This is a genomic window from Streptomyces sp. SAS_281, from assembly GCF_052542855.1.
Map to the genome: position 1 here is coordinate 1 of NZ_JBMNDO010000148.1, position 18912 is coordinate 18912.

At 73.2% G+C, this 18912-nt stretch carries 13 protein-coding genes and 1 pseudogene; 5 read left to right on the top strand and 9 right to left on the bottom strand.

From position 1 onward, the window contains the following. The 7 genes and pseudogenes from ACN6LM_RS34105 to ACN6LM_RS34135 all read right to left on the bottom strand — a co-directional run. Positions 1–605 (bottom strand): HpcH/HpaI aldolase/citrate lyase family protein (locus tag ACN6LM_RS34105; protein WP_445069256.1); only part of this gene is annotated, 605 nt, incomplete at its 3' end. Continuing rightward, entirely contained in the window at positions 602–1801 is a 1200-nt protein-coding gene (locus ACN6LM_RS34110) for a CaiB/BaiF CoA transferase family protein (RefSeq protein ID WP_445069257.1), read from the bottom strand. The genes ACN6LM_RS34110 and ACN6LM_RS34105, both read right to left, overlap by 4 nt. Next, positions 1798–2682, bottom strand: a complete 885-nt coding sequence (gene rbsK, locus ACN6LM_RS34115) for a ribokinase (RefSeq protein WP_445069258.1) — start codon at positions 2680–2682, stop codon at positions 1798–1800. Before rbsK ends, ACN6LM_RS34110 begins: the two co-directional genes overlap by 4 nt. Further along, positions 2679–4058 (bottom strand): ADP-ribosylglycohydrolase family protein, encoded by a 1380-nt coding sequence (locus ACN6LM_RS34120; RefSeq protein WP_445069259.1) that lies wholly within the window; start codon positions 4056–4058, stop codon positions 2679–2681. Before ACN6LM_RS34120 ends, rbsK begins: the two co-directional genes overlap by 4 nt. After that, positions 4055–5275 carry an ADP-ribosylglycohydrolase family protein gene (locus ACN6LM_RS34125; protein ID WP_445069260.1) on the bottom strand — a complete coding sequence of 407 codons (1221 nt, stop codon included), beginning with the start codon at positions 5273–5275 and terminating at the stop codon, positions 4055–4057. The genes ACN6LM_RS34120 and ACN6LM_RS34125 overlap by 4 nt, the downstream gene beginning before the upstream one ends. Further along, entirely contained in the window at positions 5184–6431 is a 1248-nt protein-coding gene (locus ACN6LM_RS34130) for an ADP-ribosylglycohydrolase family protein (protein WP_445069261.1), read from the bottom strand. Before ACN6LM_RS34130 ends, ACN6LM_RS34125 begins: the two co-directional genes overlap by 92 nt. Before the next feature lie 557 nt (positions 6432–6988). Beyond that, positions 6989–8041: pseudogene (locus ACN6LM_RS34135) on the bottom strand (ADP-ribosylglycohydrolase family protein); the annotation flags it as partial. A 282-nt stretch (positions 8042–8323) separates the two neighbouring features. On the opposite strand from ACN6LM_RS34135, the gene ACN6LM_RS34140 reads away from it, so the two are divergent. The 3 genes from ACN6LM_RS34140 (at position 8324) to ACN6LM_RS34150 (ending at position 15482) form a co-directional block, all read left to right on the top strand. Further along, positions 8324–9058, top strand: a complete 735-nt coding sequence (locus ACN6LM_RS34140; RefSeq protein WP_445069262.1) for a VIT1/CCC1 transporter family protein — start codon at positions 8324–8326, stop codon at positions 9056–9058. A gap of 411 nt (positions 9059–9469) precedes the next feature. After that, on the top strand, positions 9470–14029 hold the full coding sequence (gltB, locus tag ACN6LM_RS34145; RefSeq protein WP_445069263.1) for a glutamate synthase large subunit: 4560 nt from the start codon (positions 9470–9472) through the stop codon (positions 14027–14029). Further along, entirely contained in the window at positions 14022–15482 is a 1461-nt protein-coding gene (locus ACN6LM_RS34150) for a glutamate synthase subunit beta (protein WP_445069264.1), read from the top strand. The genes gltB and ACN6LM_RS34150 overlap by 8 nt, the downstream gene beginning before the upstream one ends. Before the next feature lie 117 nt (positions 15483–15599). On the opposite strand, the gene ACN6LM_RS34155 is transcribed toward ACN6LM_RS34150, so the two are convergent. Together ACN6LM_RS34155 and ACN6LM_RS34160 are read right to left on the bottom strand one after the other, a co-directional pair. Beyond that, positions 15600–16820, bottom strand: a complete 1221-nt coding sequence (locus ACN6LM_RS34155) for an SLC13 family permease (protein WP_445069265.1) — start codon at positions 16818–16820, stop codon at positions 15600–15602. A 40-nt stretch (positions 16821–16860) separates the two neighbouring features. After that, positions 16861–17784: a rhomboid family intramembrane serine protease gene (locus tag ACN6LM_RS34160; protein WP_445069266.1), complete on the bottom strand. Its 924-nt coding sequence runs from the start codon at positions 17782–17784 to the stop codon at positions 16861–16863. A 188-nt stretch (positions 17785–17972) separates the two neighbouring features. Here ACN6LM_RS34160 and ACN6LM_RS34165 point away from each other — a divergent pair, with 188 nt between their 5' ends. Together ACN6LM_RS34165 and ACN6LM_RS34170 are read left to right on the top strand one after the other, a co-directional pair. After that, positions 17973–18458 carry a pyridoxamine 5'-phosphate oxidase family protein gene (locus tag ACN6LM_RS34165; RefSeq protein WP_445069267.1) on the top strand — a complete coding sequence of 162 codons (486 nt, stop codon included), beginning with the start codon at positions 17973–17975 and terminating at the stop codon, positions 18456–18458. A 205-nt stretch (positions 18459–18663) separates the two neighbouring features. Next, positions 18664–18867, top strand: a complete 204-nt coding sequence (locus ACN6LM_RS34170; RefSeq protein WP_018104519.1) for a cold-shock protein — start codon at positions 18664–18666, stop codon at positions 18865–18867. Positions 18868–18912 lie beyond the last annotated feature (45 nt).

Here is an 18912-nt window from a genome sequence, read left to right on the forward strand (position 1 = left end):
AGGAAGCCCGGGGCGCGCCCGTGGGCGCAGGAGGACCAGAGGCCGTCCAGGTCGCGGACGTCCGCGTACACCGACTGCGTGGGCGGCGCCAGGCCCGCCGCACGGGCCGCGACCACCACCCGGCTGCGCGACCAGTCGAGCCCCGCGTCCTCCCGTACGCCCAGATCCGCGCGGAGGTCCGCCTCGCCCAGGGCGATGGCGCGGACCTGGGGGTGCGCCGAAGCCACCGAGTACGCGTGCTCGATGCCGAGGGCCGACTCCAGGAGCGGGCACAGGGCCACCCCGGGGGCCAGCGCCGCGATGTGGTGCACGGACGCGGCGTGCGTGATCTTCGGCAGCCGCAGCCCCGCGAGCCCCGGCAGCCCGGCCAGCGCCAGGACGTCCGCCTCGTCGTTGACCCGGACATGGACGGGCGGCGCCGTGGCGGACGGCCGGTCCGACAGCAGCTCCACCGTCGCGGCGCGCGCGTACTCCTTGCGGTCGGGGGCGACCGCGTCCTCCAGGTCCACGATCACCACGTCCGGCGCCGCGCCGGCCGCCTTGCGCACGACGTCCGGCCGGTCGCCGGGCACGTACAGCAGGGTGAGGGGGGCCGCCGCGCTCACAGCACCCGCTCCGCCCGCAGCGCCGAGATCTCGGGCCCGCTCAGCCCCAGCTCGGTCAGGATCTCCTCGGTGTCGGCCCCGTGCGGACGGCCCGTCCAGCGGATCGCGCCCGGGGTCCGGGAGAGCCGGAAGAGGACGTTCTGCATCCGCAGCGGGCCCAGCTCCGGATCGTCCACCTCGGTGATGGTGTCCAGCGCCCGGTACTGCGGGTCCTCCATCACGTCCCGTACGTCGTGGATCGGGGCGATGGCGGCCTCCGCCTTCTCGAACGCGGACAGGGCCTCCTCCCGGCTGTGCCGGGCGATCCAGTGGCCCACGGCCTCGTCCAGCTCGTCGCTGTGCTCGGCTCGGGTGGCGCCCGAGGCGAACCACGGCTCATCGATCAGGTCCGCCCGGCCGACCAGCCGCATCACCCGCTCCGCCACGGACTGCGCGGAGGTGGAGACGGCCACCCACTGCCCGTCCGAGGTGCGGTACGTGTTGCGCGGGGCGTTGTTGCGCGACCTGTTTCCGGTGCGCGGCTGCACGTAACCGAGCTGGTCGTACCAGAGCGGCTGCGGGCCGAGCACGGTCAGGATCGGCTCGATGATCGCCATGTCGACCACCTGGCCCTCGCCGGTCCGGTCGCGCCCGGCAAGCGCGGCCATCACCGCGTACGCCGTGGCGAGCGCGGCGATCGAGTCGGCCAGGCCGAACGGCGGCAGGGTCGGCGGTCCGTCCGGCTCCCCGGTGATCGCCGCGAAGCCGCTCATCGCCTCGGCCAGCGTCCCGAAGCCGGGCCGGTGGGAGTACGGGCCGAACTGGCCGAAGCCCGTGACGCGCACGAGGACCAGGCGCGGGTTGACCGCGTGCAGCTCATCGGGCCCGAGGCCCCACCGCTCCAGTGTGCCCGGCCGGAAGTTCTCGATGATCACGTCGGTGCCGGCGGCGAGCCGCAGCAGCACGTCGCGTCCCTCCGGCGCCGAGAGGTCGAGCGTCAGGTTGCGCTTGTTGCGGCCGAGGAGCTTCCACCACAGGCCCACGCCGTCCTTCGCGGGTCCGTGGCCCCGGGAGGGGTCGGGGCGCACCGGGTGCTCGACCTTGATCACCTCGGCACCGAAGTCGCCCAGCATCGTCGCGCAGAGCGGGCCCGCGAAGAGCGTGGCGAGATCGACGACCCGCAGTCCGGTGAGCGGCGGCGCCGCGGGGGCGCTCATGCGCCGTCGATTTCGCTGCGGTACGGCATGGAGACCGAGGCGCCCGGTTTCTGCACGCAGAGCGCGGCGGCGGCCGAGGCCCAGGCGACGGCCTGCGGGACCGGACGTCCCTCGCCGAGCGCCACGGCCAGGGTGCCGACGAAGGTGTCCCCGGCGCCCGTGGTGTCGACCGCGGTGACGTCCGGGGCCGGGAAGTGGATGGTGCGGCTGCCCCGGGCCGCGTACAGGCTGCCCTTCGAGCCGAGCGTGATGAGCACCGCGGGGACCTGGCCGAGCAGGATCTCCGCAGCCGCGTGCGGGTCGTCGTAGCCGGACAGCCCGGCAGCCTCGTGCTCGTTGGGCACCAGCAGGTCGACGTGGTCGAGGAGTTCGGAGGGCAGCTCCTGCACGGGGGAGGGGGTGAGCACGGTCCGTACGCCCTGGGCGTGCCCGGCGCGGGCGCCCTCGATCACGGCGGACATCGGCAGCTCCAGCTGGAGCAGCAGCAGATCCGCCTCGGCGATGGCGGCCACCTCGCCCGGACCGAGCGCGGTCATGGTGCCGTTGGCGCCGGGGATGACCACGATCGCGTTGGAGCCCTTGGCGTCGACCACGATGTGCGCGGTGCCGCTGGGGCCCTCGGCGGTGTGCAGCAGATCGGTGTCGACGCCGGAGTGCTCCAGGTTCTCCCGCATCCGTACGCCGTACTCGTCGTCGCCGACCGCGCCGATCATCAGCACGTCGCCGCCGGCGCGGGCGGCGGCGACGGCCTGGTTGGCGCCCTTGCCGCCGGGGATGGTGCGGAACTCCCGTCCGGTGACGGTCTGTCCGCGCTCCGGGGCCCGGTCGACGTAGGCCACAAGATCCATATTGGTGCTGCCGAGCACCGCGATTCTGGTCATGGGCGGAGTGCCTCCTCGTGGGTGAGCCGGTGGGTCAGGGCGGCCAGGGTGTCGAAGCCGGTCCCGTCGAAACCGGGGACGGACGTGGCGAGCCGGTTCTTCAGCGGGGCGGTCCACCGGTCGGGCAGCGCGTCCGGCCGCCCGGCGAGCAGTCCTGCGAGCGAACCGGCGGTCGCGCCGTTGGAGTCGGTGTCCCAGCCGCCGGACACCGCCTTGCAGATCGAACCGGTGAAGTCGCCGTCGGCGTGGGTGAGCGCGGCGGCCAGCAGGGCCGCGTTGGGCAGCACATGCACCCAGTGGTACCTGCCGTACGCCGCGTGCAACCGGTCCACGACCGTATCGAAGTCCCGTTCCCCGCGGGCGGCCGCGATGCCGTGGCGTACCGCCGCCGCGAACCGCGAGCGCGGCGGCACCACGCGCAGGCCGGTGGCCAGGCAGCCGTGCGCGTCGGTCTCGCCCGTGGCCGCCTCGGCCAGCGCCGCCGCCGTGAACATCGCGCCGTAGACACCGTTCCCGGTATGGGTGAGGACCGCGTCGCGGTACGCCTGTTCCGCGGCCCCGGCCGGGTCGCCGGGCCGGGTCCAGCCGTGCACGTCGGCCCGGATCTGGGCGCCGATCCACTCGCGGAAGGGGTTGCGGTGGCGGGCGGTGTCCGGGGGCTCGATGCCGTCGAGCAGATTGCGGTACGCGATCCGCTCGGCGGTGAACGTGCGCCCGGCCGGCAGCTCGTCCAGCCAGAGCCGGGCCAGGTCCGCGGTGGTGAACGCGGTGCCGTGCCGCTGGAGCAGCACCAGGGTGAGCAGGGGGTGGTTGAGGTCGTCGTCCTCGGGCATCCCGTCGATGTTCTCGGCGAGCGAGGTGGGCGCGGAGCGCCGGTTCCACGGGTAGGCGGCGGCCAGCGGGGCGGGCAGGCCCCGGGCGGTGAACCAGGTGTTCAGCGGCCAGTTGCCGGTGGCCCGGGCCAGGGCACGGATGCCTTCCAGCGGCAGCTTCTCGACCGGTTTGCCCAGCAGGCAGCCGGCGGCGCGGCCCAGCCAGGCGGCGTGCAGCCGCTCCCGGGCGGCCGGCCGCACGTCCCGGTCGTGCGGCCACTGCGGGCAGGCGGCCCGGATCTCGTCCAGGCCGTCCGGCTCGTCACCGGCCAGCGGGGACTCCAGCAGGGCGAGTTCGTGGAGCAGCCGTTCCGCGACCGCGCGCAGCCCGGGCGGGGCACCGGGGCCGGAGGCGCCGGCGCGCTCCGGGGCGGGGGAGCCTCCGGCCTCGTACCACCGGCGGGCGATGTCGCGTGCGTCGCGGCCGTCCTCGGCGGCCTGCCGCAGCTCGTGGCCCACCAGGTCCTCCGGCTGCACCCAGGTCACCCGCACCGCCGTGGTCACGGGGTGCCCGCCAGCGCGGCGAAGGCGGCCTCGTGTGCCCGGCGGCGTGCGGTGTCCCGCGCGAACACCTCGCGGGCCACATCGGCCAGGGTCCGGGCCGGGGCGCGCAGATCGAGGCGGCTGGCCTCGGCGACGGTGGCCGCCCAGTCGGCGGGGACGGCGCGTTCGCCGTGCAGGGCTCCCGCGAGCGCACCGCTCATCGTGGCGATCGAGTCGCAGTCGCGGCCGTAGTTGACCGAGCCGAGGACCGCCTGCCGGTAGTCCCCGCCGGCGGCCAGGAGCATGCCGAGGGCGACCGGCAGCTCCTCGATCGCGTGCAGCCGGGACGGGCGGCGGGCGCCGAGCGAGGGCGCGCGGTAGTCGGGGCCGACGGTGTCGAAGGGGGCGACGGCCGCGCGCACCGGGACGAGCGCCGACTCGACGTCCCGGTGGCGGGCGGCCGCCTCGCAGACGGCCTCGATCGCGGCCCTGGTGCCGTCCTTGGCGAGCGACAGGCACGCCTCCGCCACCGTGGTGGGCGTCGCGCCGGGCGCGCAGGCGGCGGCCACTCCGGCCGCGAAGACGCCCGCCGCCTCCCTGCCGTAACTCGACTGATGGGCCCCGGCGACATCGATCGCCTCGGCGTACGCCGCCTGCGGATGGGCGGCGTTCACCAGACCGACCGGGGCCATGTACATCGCGGCCCCGCAGTTGACGATGTTTCCGGAGCCCGCCTCGCGCGGGTCGACGTGGCCGTAGTGCAGCCGGGCGACGATCCACTTCTCCGCGAGGAAGACCCGCTGGAGCGGCAGCGCCTCGGCCTCCAGCTCCGGAATCCAGCGCGGTTCGCCGATCATCTCCGGTACGAGGTGGTCGGCGACCGCGTACGCGTCGAGATGGCCGCGCACCTTCCCGTACACCCGGACCAGCGCGTGCGTCATCAGGGTGTCGTCGGTGACGTGCCCGTCCCCCTTGTGGTACGGGGCGATCGGCCGGGCCGTCCGCCAGTCGTCGCCGTCCCAGGGGCCTACGATCCCGGTGATCCTGCCGCCGTGCCGGGCCGTGATCTGCTCCGGGGAGCGGCCCTCGACCGGGCCGCCCAGCGCGTCGCCGACAGCGGCGCCGACGAGGGCGCCGGCGATCCGGTCATCGAGCGTGGGCGCCCCGGGGGTCGCGGGCGTCGTGGCTGTCGTGGGGGAGGGGGACGTCGTGGGCGTCAGGGGCACTGTGGAGGTCATGTCCGAATTGTCCACCCATGGGGGCCGGTTCCGTGTCTGCCAGCAGCCCGGCGAGTTCCAGCAGATCCGTGCCCGCGAACCGGGGCAGCGCGCAGCCGGCCAGCGTCCGGCAGGTCTCGCGCCAGCCGTCGGGCACGGAGCCGATGGACCCCAGTGCCCCGGTCAGCGCGCCGGCCAGGGCGGGCGCGGAGTCCGCGACCCGGGACAGGCAGGCCGCCGCGGGCACGGCCTGCGCGATGTCGCCCCGGGACGCGGCGGTCAGCGCGAGGGCGACCGGTACGGTTTCGGCGGCGGCGATCCCGTAGCTGTAGACGTGGTCCACGATCTGGTGCTCCAGGACCGGGACCAGCGCGAACGCCCCGGCCCGCTCCCCGGCGAACTCCCGGGCGATCCGGACCGCGTGGGCCGCGTTGCGGGCGATCTCGGTGCCGTCGGGGAGCTGGGCCAGCGCGGCGTCGACCGCTGTGTCCACGTCCGCCCCGCCCAGCGCCTCGGCGCTCGCGGCGGCCATCGCCCGCGCCCCGTGCACCCCGTCCCCGTCCTGCGTGAAGCGCGCGTCGAACTCCGCGAGCTCCGCCGCCGCGCGGGGGTCGCCCGGGTGGACGACGGCCAGCACGGCCGCCCGTACGCACGCCGCGTCGTCGAAGTAGTGCGGGTTGTCGTGCCCGGTGGCGGGCGGCCGCAGCCCGGCGGCGAGGTTGCCGAGTCCGGCCCGCACCGAGATCCGCGCCCGCAACGGCAGCACGGCCGCCTCCACCTCGGTCGCCCGCGCCGCGGCGGCGGCGACCTCGGCGGCGAGGGCGTTCCAGGCCCCGGCGACGGCGGCGCGCACGTGTGCGTCGCGCGGGGCGGAGGCGGGCCGGGCCCGCGCGGGACCGGGGGCCGCCGCCAGCACGGTGCCCGCCGCGAACGCCGCCCACTCGGCGTCGTCGGACGGCCCGAGCCGCAGCGGCTCGGGGGGCTGGTTGAGGGCGATGGGCACGGGGAGCGTGGTCGTCGCGTTCTGCTCGGCGAAGGTGTCCAGCTCCCGGGTCAGGCGCCGGGTCCACTCGGGCATCCGGGCCGCCCGGTGCCGAGCCGCGGGCCACCCGGCGGCATCGCCCGCGGCCAGCCCGATGAGCAGCCCCTCGATGCGGGCGCGCCGCGCCCCGCTCACCGGGACACCGCACGGGCACCGGGGCCCTGGTGGTCCTCCCCGGCGGAGGCCCGGCCCGGTGGGCCACCGGGGCACGCCGCCGGGCCGCCCGCCTGGAGGTGATCCGGCGGGGCGGCCGCGAGGGCGGGCCGGGGCCGCACGGCGGCGGATCCCACCGGGGTGGCCGGGCCGCGGGGCGGCCGGGCGTGTACGAGGTCCTCCGCCGGGACACGGCTCGTGTCTCCGGTCGTGCCGTTCGTGGCCGTGCCGTTCGTCTGCGGGTCGTTCGTCGCCGCCTCCCCGGTGGCCGCCGTGCCGTTCGTGGCCGTGCCGTTCGTCTGCGGGTCGTCCGTCGCCGAACCGCTCGCCGTCGTGCCGGTCGCGGCCGTGCCGGTCGTCTGCGGGTCGTCCGTCGCCGCTTCCCCGGTGGCCGTCGTGCCGTTCGTGGCCGTGCCGGTCGTCTGCGGGTCGTCCGTCGCCCCGGTCGCCGCCGCGCCGTCCGCCTCCGGGCCCGGCGCCTCGGCCGGGTCCGCGCCCGGCGCCGGGGCGAGCGGAGGTTCGTCCGGGGTGGCCGCCCCGGACGCGCCCGCCACCAGCAGGTCCGCGATGTCCGCCACGTGGTACCCGCGCATCGACGGCAGGCAGCTGCCGCGTACCGGGCCGATCGCGTCGGCCCAGAGGCGGGGGATCGCCGACGCGCCGTGCAGGGCGCCGGACAGGGCGCCCGCCACCGCGGCCGTCGTGTCGGCGTCGCGGCCCATGTTGACCGCCATCAGCACCGCCGTACGGAAGTCGCCGCGGGCCGCCGCGAAGGCGCCGAAGGCCAGGCCGACCGCCTCCGGGGCCAGGTCCGTCCACGGGTAGCCGCCGACCACCACGGCCGAGCGGACCGCGCGTTCGCCGGTGAGGCGGTCGGGGTGGGGGCGCTGCGCCGCGGTCACCGCGCGGCGCAGGGAGCGGGCCGTCCAGGAGTCCATGGGGACGACCGAGAGCGCGGCGGCGATCACCGAGGTGACCGAGGCGCCGGTCATCGCGGCGGCCACCCCGGCGGCCACCGCCTGGCCCCCGTAGATGCCCTCGCCCTCGTGGCTGACCCGGCCGTCGACGGCGACCAGCCGGGCCGCCTCGGCGGGGCGCCCGGCCGCGAAGACGCCGAAGGGCGCGGCCCGCATCGCCAGGCCGTCGCTCCAGGCGTGCCGGTGCTGGGCGGAGATCGGCGCGGCCAGGCCCCGGCGGAGATTCTCCAGCGTGCCGCGCTCGCTGAAACCGGCTCCCCGGAACGGCCCCTCGTCCAGGTCGGCGATCCACAGCCGCCAGGCCCGCTCGACATCGGTGACGGTGAGGCCCGAGCCGTGCCGGGCCAGCAGCAGCCCGGAGAAGATCGCGTACTCCGTGTCGTCGGTGCCCGCGGGGTCGTCGCTGACGAAGCCCTCGATCCGGCCCCAGCGGCGGCGGATCTCGGAGGGCCGCATGTTCTCCGCCGGGGCGCCGAGCGCGTCGCCGACCGCGAGGCCGAGCAGCGCGCCCCTGGCCCGGTCGCGGGGCCCGCCCGGGGCCGGCTCGTCCGGAAGCCGTGCCGTCGGTGTGCCGCCCGCCCGCGGCGCCGTCGGATTTCCTGCGACCGTCTCCATCGCGTCGACCCTTCGCTCGTACCGAGCCAGTACTCGTGCCTGTGGGATCCGTTCCACGCCGAGCCGGGACAAAGGCCGGTTATGCACACAAAAGGGCCACTCGGATGAAACCTTCCGGACAGCAAGGCAAGCCGTACCTATCCGATTACGCAGGGTGGTAAGTACGGCCTGCCTTGCTGGCAGGAGCGATTTTTCGTGCGTACTTTCGATGGTGTCGAGCGGGAGTGGGCGGGCAGGAGGCCCACCTCCGGAGAAGCCGGACCCAGGGGAGAGGGATAAGTCGTGGCCATCATCGAGACGGACGCCGTACTGCACGAGGCGCACCGGGACAACCACACCCACCGCGACGTCAACGGCGGCTGGCTGCGTCCCGCGGTCTTCGGCGCGATGGACGGCCTCGTCTCCAACCTGGCCCTGATGACCGGTGTCGCCGGCGGCGACGTCTCGCACCGCACCATCGTCATCACCGGTCTCGCCGGACTGGCCGCCGGTGCCTTCTCCATGGCGGCCGGCGAGTACACCTCCGTGGCCTCCCAGCGAGAGCTGGTCGAGGCCGAGCTGGACGTCGAGCGGCGCGAACTGCGCAAGCACCCCGTGGACGAGGAGCGGGAGCTCGCCGCGCTCTACGAGTCCCGGGGCGTCGAGCCCGCGCTCGCCCGCGAGGTCGCCCGCCAGCTCTCCCGCGATCCGGAGCAGGCCCTCGAGATCCATGCCCGCGAGGAGCTGGGCATCGACCCGGGCGACCTGCCGTCGCCCCTGGTGGCGGCTGTCTCCTCGTTCGGCGCCTTCGCGCTGGGCGCCCTGCTGCCCGTGCTGCCATTCCTGCTGGGCGCCGACGCGCTGTGGCCGGCCGTGCTGCTGGCGCTCGCCGGACTGTTTGGCTGCGGCGCGGTGGTGGCCCGGGTGACCGCCCGCAGCTGGTGGTTCAGCGGGCTGCGCCAGCTGACGCTGGGCGGCGCCGCCGCCGCGATCACGTACGGCCTGGGCGCCCTGTTCGGTGTGGCGGTGGGCGGCTGACCCCGCCTGCTTCGTACGCGTAACGGGCCGGTTCACGCAATCGGCCCGTTACGCGTACGCCACGCGTGTGACGTACGTCTTGGCCCGGGCCTCTGGGCGTGACCGTGCCGCGCACCGTAAAATGAGTCTCTATGCAGGGCTGCACATAAGTAGCCATTACCCGGCGGTTTCGTTTTCTCCGCCACCGGGCATGAGCCGTAGACACCGCAGGCAACGACGCCTGCTCTCCGCGTCTCCCGGGCGCCGATCCTCCGACAGCGATCCACTCCACCGTCGTCGACGGTGTCCGCATGTTGGAATGGTTCATCCGCTTTTTGAGAAGCGCCCCATCATGTAATCTGCACGAAATTTCGCAGAGGGCCAACGTCGTCCCTCGGCACTGCATATGCCACGACGACGACGGGAGAGCCGATGCGCACCGACGCCTGGTCGCCCATGGACGGTCGCCCCGCCCCCCAGGGGATGTACGACCCCCGCAACGAGCACGACGCCTGTGGCGTGGGGTTCGTAGCCACTCTGACCGGTGTGCCCGGCCACGAGATGGTCGAGCAGGCGCTGACCGTGCTCCGCAACCTCGAACACCGCGGTGCCACCGGCTCGGAGCCCGACTCCGGTGACGGTGCGGGCATCCTGCTCCAGGTCCCGGACACGTTCCTGCGCGCCGAGGTCCCCTTCGCGCTCCCCGAGGCCGGCGCCTACGCCGTCGGCATCGCCTTCCTGCCCGCCGACGACTCCACCGGCGCCGTCGGCGAACTGGAGAAGATCGCCGGCGAGGAGGGCCTGACGGTCCTCGGCTGGCGCGAGGTCCCGGTCACCCCGGACATCCTCGGCAACGGCGCCCGCGCCACCATGCCCGAGTTCCGCCAGCTCTTCGTCGCCGACGGCGAGAGCACGGGCATCGCGCTGGACCGCAAGGCGTTCCTGCTGCGCAAGCGCGCCGAGCGCGAGGCCGGGGTCTACTTCCCGTCGCTCTCCGCCCGCACCATCGTCTACAAGGGCATGCTCACCACCGGTCAGCTGGAGCCCTTCTTCCCGGACCTCTCCGACCCCCGGTTCGCCACCGCGGTCGCCCTGGTCCACTCGCGCTTCTCGACCAACACCTTCCCGAGCTGGCCGCTCGCACACCCGTACCGCTTCGTCGCGCACAACGGCGAGATCAACACGGTCAAGGGCAACCGGAACTGGATGAAGGCCCGCGAGTCCCAGCTCGCCTCCGGCCTCTTCGGCGACGCGCCGCTCGACCGGATCTTCCCCGTCTGCACGCCGGACGCCTCCGACTCCGCGTCCTTCGACGAGGTCCTGGAGCTGCTCCACCTCGGCGGCCGCTCGCTGCCGCACTCGGTGCTGATGATGGTCCCCGAGGCGTGGGAGAACCACGACTCCATGGACCCCGCCCGCCGCGCGTTCTACCAGTACCACTCCGCGATGATGGAGCCCTGGGACGGCCCGGCCTGCGTCACCTTCACCGACGGCGTCCAGGTCGGCGCGGTCCTCGACCGCAACGGTCTGCGCCCCGGCCGCTACTGGGTCACCGACGACGGCCTCGTCGTCCTCTCCTCCGAGGTCGGCGTCCTGGACATCGACCCGGCCAAGGTCGTCCGCAAGGGGCGCCTGCAGCCCGGCCGCATGTTCCTCGTGGACACCGCCGAGCACCGCATCATCGAGGACGACGAGATCAAGGCGTCCCTCGCCGCCGAGCACCCCTACCAGGAGTGGCTGGAGACCGGCGAGATCGAGCTGGAGGACCTCCCCGAGCGGGAGCACATCGTCCACACGCACGCCTCCGTCACCCGCCGCCAGCAGACCTTCGGGTACACCGAGGAGGAGCTGCGCGTCATCCTCGCCCCGATGGCCCGCACCGGCGGCGAGCCCCTGGGGTCCATGGGCACCGACTCGCCGATCGCCGCGCTCTCGGCCCGCCCCCGGCTGCTGTTCGACTACTTCACCCAGCTGTTCGCGCAGGTCACCAACCCGCCGCTGGACGCCATCCGCGAGGAGCTCGTCACCTCGCTGCGCTCCGTGCTCGGCCCCTCGGGCAACCTGCTGGAGCCGGGCGCCGCGTCCTGCCGCAGTGTCGCGCTGCCCTTCCCGGTGATCGACAACGACGAGCTGGCCAAGCTCATACACATCAACGCCGACGGCGACATGCCGGGCATGAAGGCCGCCACGCTCTCCGGCCTCTACCGGGTGCACGGCGGTGGCGACGCTCTGGCCGCCCGGATCGAGGAGATCTGCACCGAGGTCGACGCCGCCATCGAGGACGGCGCCCGCCTGATCGTCCTGTCCGACCGGCACTCCGACGCCGAGCACGCGCCGATCCCCTCGCTGCTGCTCACCTCCGCGGTCCACCACCACCTCATCCGCACCAAGCAGCGCACCCAGGTGGGCCTGCTGGTCGAGGCCGGTGACGTCCGCGAGGTCCACCACGTCGCGCTGCTGATCGGCTACGGCGCCGCCGCGGTCAACCCGTACCTCGCCATGGAGTCCGTCGAGGACCTGGTCCGGGCCGGCACCTTCATCGAGGGCATCGAGGCCGAGGACGCCATACGCAACCTGATCTACGCGCTCGGCAAGGGCGTCCTGAAGGTCATGTCCAAGATGGGCATCTCCACGGTCGCCTCCTACCGCGGCGCCCAGGTCTTCGAGGCGGTCGGCCTCGACCAGTCCTTCGTGGACCGCTACTTCAACGGCACCGCCACCAAGATCGGCGGCGCCGGTCTCGACGTCGTCGCCAAGGAGGTGGCCGCCCGGCACACCAAGGGCTACCCCGCCTCCGGCATCTCCGCCTCGCACCGCGCGCTGGAGATCGGCGGCGAGTACCAGTGGCGCCGCGAGGGCGAGCCGCACCTGTTCGACCCGGAGACGGTCTTCCGCCTCCAGCACTCCACCCGCAACCGCCGGTACGACATCTTCAAGAAGTACACGGACCGGGTGAACGAGCAGTCCGAGCGGCTGATGACGCTCCGCGGCCTGTTCGGCTTCACGTCGGACCGCCCCTCGATCGACATCGAGGAGGTCGAGCCCGTCTCGGAGATCGTCAAGCGCTTCTCCACCGGTGCCATGTCCTACGGCTCCATCTCGCGCGAGGCCCACGAGACCCTCGCCATCGCGATGAACCAGCTGGGCGGCAAGTCCAACACCGGTGAGGGCGGCGAGGACGCCGACCGGCTCTACGACCCGGCCCGCCGCTCCTCCATCAAGCAGGTCGCCTCCGGCCGCTTCGGTGTCACCAGCGAGTACCTGGTCAACGCGGACGACATCCAGATCAAGATGGCCCAGGGCGCCAAGCCCGGCGAGGGCGGCCAGCTGCCCGGCCACAAGGTCTACCCGTGGGTCGCCAAGACCCGGCACTCCACCCCGGGCGTCGGTCTGATCTCCCCGCCGCCGCACCACGACATCTACTCCATCGAGGACCTGGCTCAGCTGATCCACGACCTCAAGAACGCCAACCCGCAGGCCCGCATCCACGTGAAGCTGGTCTCCGAGGTCGGTGTCGGCACCGTCGCCGCGGGCGTCTCCAAGGCGCACGCGGACGTGGTCCTGATCTCCGGCCACGACGGCGGCACGGGCGCCTCCCCGCTGACGAGCCTCAAGCACGCGGGCGGTCCCTGGGAGCTCGGCCTCGCCGAGACCCAGCAGACCCTGCTGCTCAACGGCCTGCGCGACCGCATCGTCGTGCAGACCGACGGCCAGCTCAAGACCGGCCGCGACGTCGTCATCGCCGCGCTGCTCGGCGCCGAGGAGTTCGGTTTCGCGACCGCGCCGCTCGTCGTCTCCGGCTGCGTCATGATGCGCGTCTGCCACCTCGACACCTGCCCCGTCGGCATCGCCACCCAGAACCCGGTGCTGCGCGACCGCTTCTCCGGCAAGGCCGAGTACGTCGTCAACTTCTTCGAGTTCATCGCGCAGGAGGTCCGCGAGCTCCTCGCCGAGCTCGGCTTCCGCACGATCGAGGAGGCCGTCGGCCACGCCGAGCTGCTGGACACCGACCGGGCCGTCACCCACTGGAAGGCGCAGGGCCTGGACCTCGCCCCGCTGTTCTACGTCCCCGAGCTGCCCGAAGGCGCGGTCCGGTACCGGAACACCGAGCAGGACCACGCCCTCGACAAGGCCCTCGACAACGAGCTGATCAAGCTCGCCGCCGACGCCCTCAAGGCCGACAGCCCCGAGGCCGCCCAGCCGGTCCGCGCGCAGATCGCGATCCGGAACATCAACCGGACCGTCGGCACGATGCTCGGCCACGAGGTCACGAAGAAGTTCGGCGGTGCGGGCCTGCCCCAGGACACCATCGACATCACCTTCACCGGCTCCGCGGGCCAGTCCTTCGGCGCCTTCCTGCCCAGCGGTGTCACCCTGCGCCTGGAGGGCGACGCCAACGACTACGTCGGCAAGGGCCTGTCCGGCGGCCGCGTCGTCGTCCGCCCCGACCGCGGCGCCGACCACCTCGCCGAGTACTCCACCATCGCGGGCAACACCATCGCCTACGGCGCCACCGGCGGCGAACTGTTCCTCCGCGGCCGCACCGGTGAGCGGTTCTGCGTCCGCAACTCCGGCGCCACCGTCGTCTCCGAGGGCGTGGGCGACCACGGCTGCGAGTACATGACCGGTGGCCACGCCGTGGTGCTCGGCGAGACCGGGCGCAACTTCGCGGCCGGCATGTCCGGCGGTGTCGCGTACGTCATCGACCTCAACCGCGACAACGTCAACGCCGGCAACCTCGGCGCGGTCGAGGAGCTGACCGACACCGACCGGCAGTGGCTGCACGACGTCGTGCGCCGCCACCAGGAGGAGACCGGCTCCACCGTCGCCGGGAAGCTCCTCGCCGAGTGGGACACCGCGGTGGCCCGCTTCAGCAAGATCATCCCGTCCACCTACAAGGCAGTGCTCGCCGCCAAGGACGCCGCTGAGCTCGCCGGTCTCTCCGAGCAGGAGACCACCGAGAAGATGATGGAGGCGGCGACCAATGGCTGACCCCAAGGGCTTCCTGACCACCGGCCGCGAGGTCGCGCAGACCCGCCCGGCCGGCGAGCGCGTCAAGGACTGGAACGAGGTCTACGTTCCCGGCTCGCTGCTCCCGATCATCAGCAAGCAGGCCGGCCGCTGCATGGACTGCGGCATCCCGTTCTGCCACAACGGCTGCCCGCTCGGAAACCTCATCCCCGAGTGGAACGACTACGCCTACCGCGAGGACTGGACCGCCGCCTCCGAGCGGCTGCACGCCACGAACAACTTCCCGGAGTTCACCGGGCGGCTCTGCCCGGCCCCGTGCGAGTCGGCGTGTGTGCTCGGCATCAACCAGCCGGCCGTCACCATCAAGAACGTCGAGGTCTCGATCATCGACCAGGCGTGGGACCGCGGCGACGTGACCCCGCAGCCGCCGGAGCGCCTGTCCGGCAAGACCGTCGCCGTCATCGGCTCCGGTCCGGCCGGCCTCGCCGCCGCCCAGCAGCTCACCCGGGCCGGTCACACGGTCGCCGTCTACGAGCGCGCGGACCGCATCGGGGGCCTCCTCCGGTACGGCATCCCCGAGTTCAAGATGGAGAAGTCGCACATCAACCGCCGCATCGAGCAGATGCGCGCGGAGGGCACCAAGTTCCGCACCGAGACCGAGATCGGCCGGGACATCGACGCCGCCAAGCTGCGCCGCCGCTACGACGCCGTGGTCATCGCCGCCGGTGCCACCGTCTCGCGCGACCTGCCGGTCCCGGGCCGGGAGCTGAACGGCGTGCACTTCGCGATGGAGTACCTGCCGCTCGCCAACAAGGTGCAGGAGGGCGACCTGACGGTCGCCCCGATCACCGCCGAGGGCAAGCACGTCGTCGTCATCGGCGGCGGCGACACCGGCGCCGACTGCGTCGGCACCGCGCACCGCCAGGGCGCCCTGTCCGTCACCCAGCTGGAGATCATGCCCCGGCCGGGCGAGGAGCGGAACGCCAACCAGCCCTGGCCGACCTTCCCCATGCTCTACAAGGTCACCTCCGCGCACGAGGAGGGCGGCGAGCGGGTCTACTCCGTCTCGACCACCCACTTCGAGGGCGACGAGGACGGCAACGTCCAGGCCCTCCACCTGGTCGAGGTGGAGTTCAAGGACGGTAAGCTGGAGCAGAAGCCCGGCACCGAGCGGGTCATCCCCGCGCAGCTGGTCACGCTCGCGATGGGCTTCACCGGCACCGACCAGGCCAACGGTCTGGTCCAGCAGTTCGGTCTGGAGCTCGACGCACGGGGCAACATCGCCCGTGACGAGGACTACGCGACCAACGTCGACGGCGTCTTCGTCGCCGGGGACGCGGGCCGCGGCCAGTCCCTCATCGTGTGGGCCATCGCCGAGGGCCGCTCCGCGGCACGCGGCGTGGACCGCTTCCTGACCGGAGCCAGCGCGCTGCCGGCCCCGATCCGCCCGACGGACCGTGCCCTGACGGTCTGACACGGCACACAGACGTCCCGCACAACGGCGTGCGGAACTGAACGCGGCGCCTGCCCGTCCCCGACCGGACGAATCGGCAGGCGCCGTGGCGCGTCCGGGGGCAGCCGGCGCCGGGGCTCACACGGTCAGCGCCAGCGCGCAGGTCGCCGCCGCCGTCGCCGTCACCGCGAGCACCAGTCCCGTCAGCGCGAAGCGCCGTACGCCGATGCGCGTCCCCTGGAACCGGCACCGCTCGAACCACAGCAGCGTCGCCAGCGACCCCCACGGGGTGACCAGCGGGCCCGCGTTCACCCCGATCAGCAGGGCCAGCAGCTGATGGTGGTTGCCCGCCGGAACGACCGCCTCGCCCGCCACGTACGCCGGAAGGTTGTTCAGTACGTTGGCGAGCCCCGCGCCCACCCCGGCGGTACGCAGCATGCCCCCGAGGCCGTCGTCCGAGCCGAGCGCCCGCACCAGCACCTCGTGCAGCCCGTGCGCGTTCACCGTCTCCACCACCAGGAACATCCCCGGCACCAGGACGAGCAGCCGCCACGGGACCAGCGAGAGCCGCAGCTCCTCGCGCCGCCGCACCGCGTACGCCGCCACCACGACGGCCATCGCCACCAGCGAGGCCGACCACAGCGGCACGTCCACCACCAGGATCGCCAGCAGGAACCCGGCGCACGCCACCGAGCACACGCCCAGCAGCACCCGGTCCTCGGGCGAGGGCACCGGCGGCGGGGTGTACGTGTCGGCGCCCCGCCGCCCCCGGCGCCAGTAGAACACCCACAGGCACAGGGCGGTCGCCCCGATCGCGGCCAGCTGCGGCAGCCACATCACACCGGCCAGACCGGCCGGGGACAGCGCCACCCGGTCCGCCGCCAGCAGATTGGTCAGATTCGACACGGGGAGCAGCAGGCTCGCCGTGTTGGCCAGCCACACCGTCGTCATAGCCAGCGGCACCGCCGCGATGCCCACCCGCCCGGCCAGCGCCAGCATCACCGGGGTGAGCAGCACGGCCGTGGTGTCCAGGTTCAGGGTGATCGTGGTCAGCGAGGCGAACGCCACGCACAGCCCGAACAGCAGCGGATAGCGTCCCAGCCCGGCCCGCGCCACCCACGCCGCGACCACGTCGAAGACCTGGGCCCGGCCGGCCAGCTCGGCCAGCACGATCACCGTCGCCAGGAACGCGAGCAGCGGCCCGATGCGCCGCAGCTGGTCCTCGGCCGGACCGGCGGGCAGCAGCCCGGTCGCCGCCGCGATCACTCCGAGCAGGAGCAGCCCTCCGGCCAGCCAGTCCAGAGGATGCAGCCGCCGCACCAGGGCACGCGAGCGCTCCGTGAAGTGATCGTTCCGCATGCGGTCATCGTGTCAGACCGGGGCACCCCGGCCCGCCCCCTCAGCCCGTCAGCGCCGACGTCTTGAGGACCACCAGCAGCACCAGCACCGCCGCCAGCACCACGCACCCGGCCGCCTGCACCGCCGTACGCCGCCCGGCGGGGGCGTACGCGTACACGACCGTCACCGCGGCGCCGGCCAGCAGGCCGCCCAGGTGGCCCTCCCACGAGGTGAAGGCCGCCGAGAGCAGCATCCACACCAGGAACCCGGCCAGGAAGCTGTTGACCGCCTGCATGTCCCGGCCCAGGCGGCGGCTGATGACGTAGAACGCGGCTGCCAGGCCGAAGACCGCGCCCGAGGCACCCACCACCTCGTCCCCCGGTGAGATCAGGTACACCAGCACCGAACCGCCCAGCGCGGACAGCAGGTACAGGGCGAGGAAACGGGCCCGGCCCAGCTGCTCCTCGACGACCCGGCCGAGATTCCACAGGGCGTACATGTTGAAGACGATGTGCAGCACCCCGAACGGCAGCGAACCGAACGACGAGCCGTCCGGCGGCAGATGCAGGAAGGCCCCGGTCAGCAGCCGGTACCACTCGCCGTCCACCACCCCGACCACGTCGAACCCGGGGTAGCCGCCCTCGACGTAGACGTACTGCCCGCCGCCGGCGTCGGTCAGCCCGGCCCCCGTCATCGCGAAACGGTCGACCACCCCCGGGCGTATCAGCTCCGCGAGGTACGCGAGCACGTTGAGGCCGATCAGCGCGTACGTGACGACCGGCACCGCCGTCCGCGACACCGTCCCGCCGAACGCGGTCCTGGCCTGCCGGATCGAACGCTGCCCCTCCTTGACGCACTCCACGCACTGGTGGCCGACCGCCGCCTCACGCATGCAGTCCGGACAGATGAAGCGCTCGCAGCGGACGCAGCTCACATACGTCTCGTAGGAGGGATGGCGGTAGCACGTGGTGGCGGCGGCCTCCATGGCCGGCTCCTTCGTCTGTACGGGATCGGGGGGCCGGTGGGGGGACGGCGGCGATCAAGATAGCGAACCCGCGACGGCGGCCCGGACCCGGGCTCCGCACCCCGCGCGGGCGCCCGAACGGGTGGGCCGGAGCACGACCGTCGGGAATCCGGACAGAAGGTGACGGGATTCCCCGGTTCCATGACCTCATGACCACGATCACCTGGACCGACTTCCGCACCGCCGAACCCGACTTCGCCGACACCGTGCGGCAACGGTTCGCCCTGTACAAGCACCACGTCCTCGCCACCCTCCGCAAGGACGGATCGCCCCGGCTCACCGGCCTGGAGGTGGACTTCTGGGAGGACGAGCCGCACCTCGGCATGATGCCCGACTCCCGCAAGGCCCTCGACCTGCGCCGCGACCCCCGCTTCTGCGTGCACGCCAACCCGGGGCCCGACGCCGGGATGGCCGACGGGGACGTCCGGATCTCCGGGCGCGCCGTCGAGGTGACCGACCCCGCCGTCATCGCCCGCTTCATCGAGGAGCGCACCCCGCCCGAGCCGTTCCACCTCTTCCGCGTCGAGCCGACCGAGGTGGTGCGGGTGGGCCTGGAGGGCGGCGACACCATCGTCATCACCACCTGGCACCCCGGCCGCCCGCTGCGCACCGTCCGCAGGGGAAACGACGCCTGATCCGGCCACCTCCCGACATCCGACCGCAGCTCGTGCTACGGTGGGCGTGTTGCAGTTTTGGTACCCATGAACTTTATGTGCGCCTGACGGAATGCTTCGTCAGGCGCTTTATTGTTTTCCGGCTTTCTCCGGATGGGGCTCAATGCGGCGACTTGGAATTCGTAAAGTGCGAATTTCCGGCACTGCACCTCCTTAGGAGAACGACATGGCTACTGGAACCGTGAAGTGGTTCAACTCTGAAAAGGGCTTCGGCTTCATCGAGCAGGACGGCGGCGGCGCCGACGTCTTCGCCCACTACTCGAACATCAACGCCCAGGGCTTCCGTGAGCTCGTCGAGGGCCAGAAGGTCAGCTTCGACGTCACGCAGGGCCAGAAGGGCCCGCAGGCGGAGAACATCGTCCCGGCCTAATTTTCGCCGGACGCGTACCTCGCAGCCGGGGCCCGCACCGTCAAG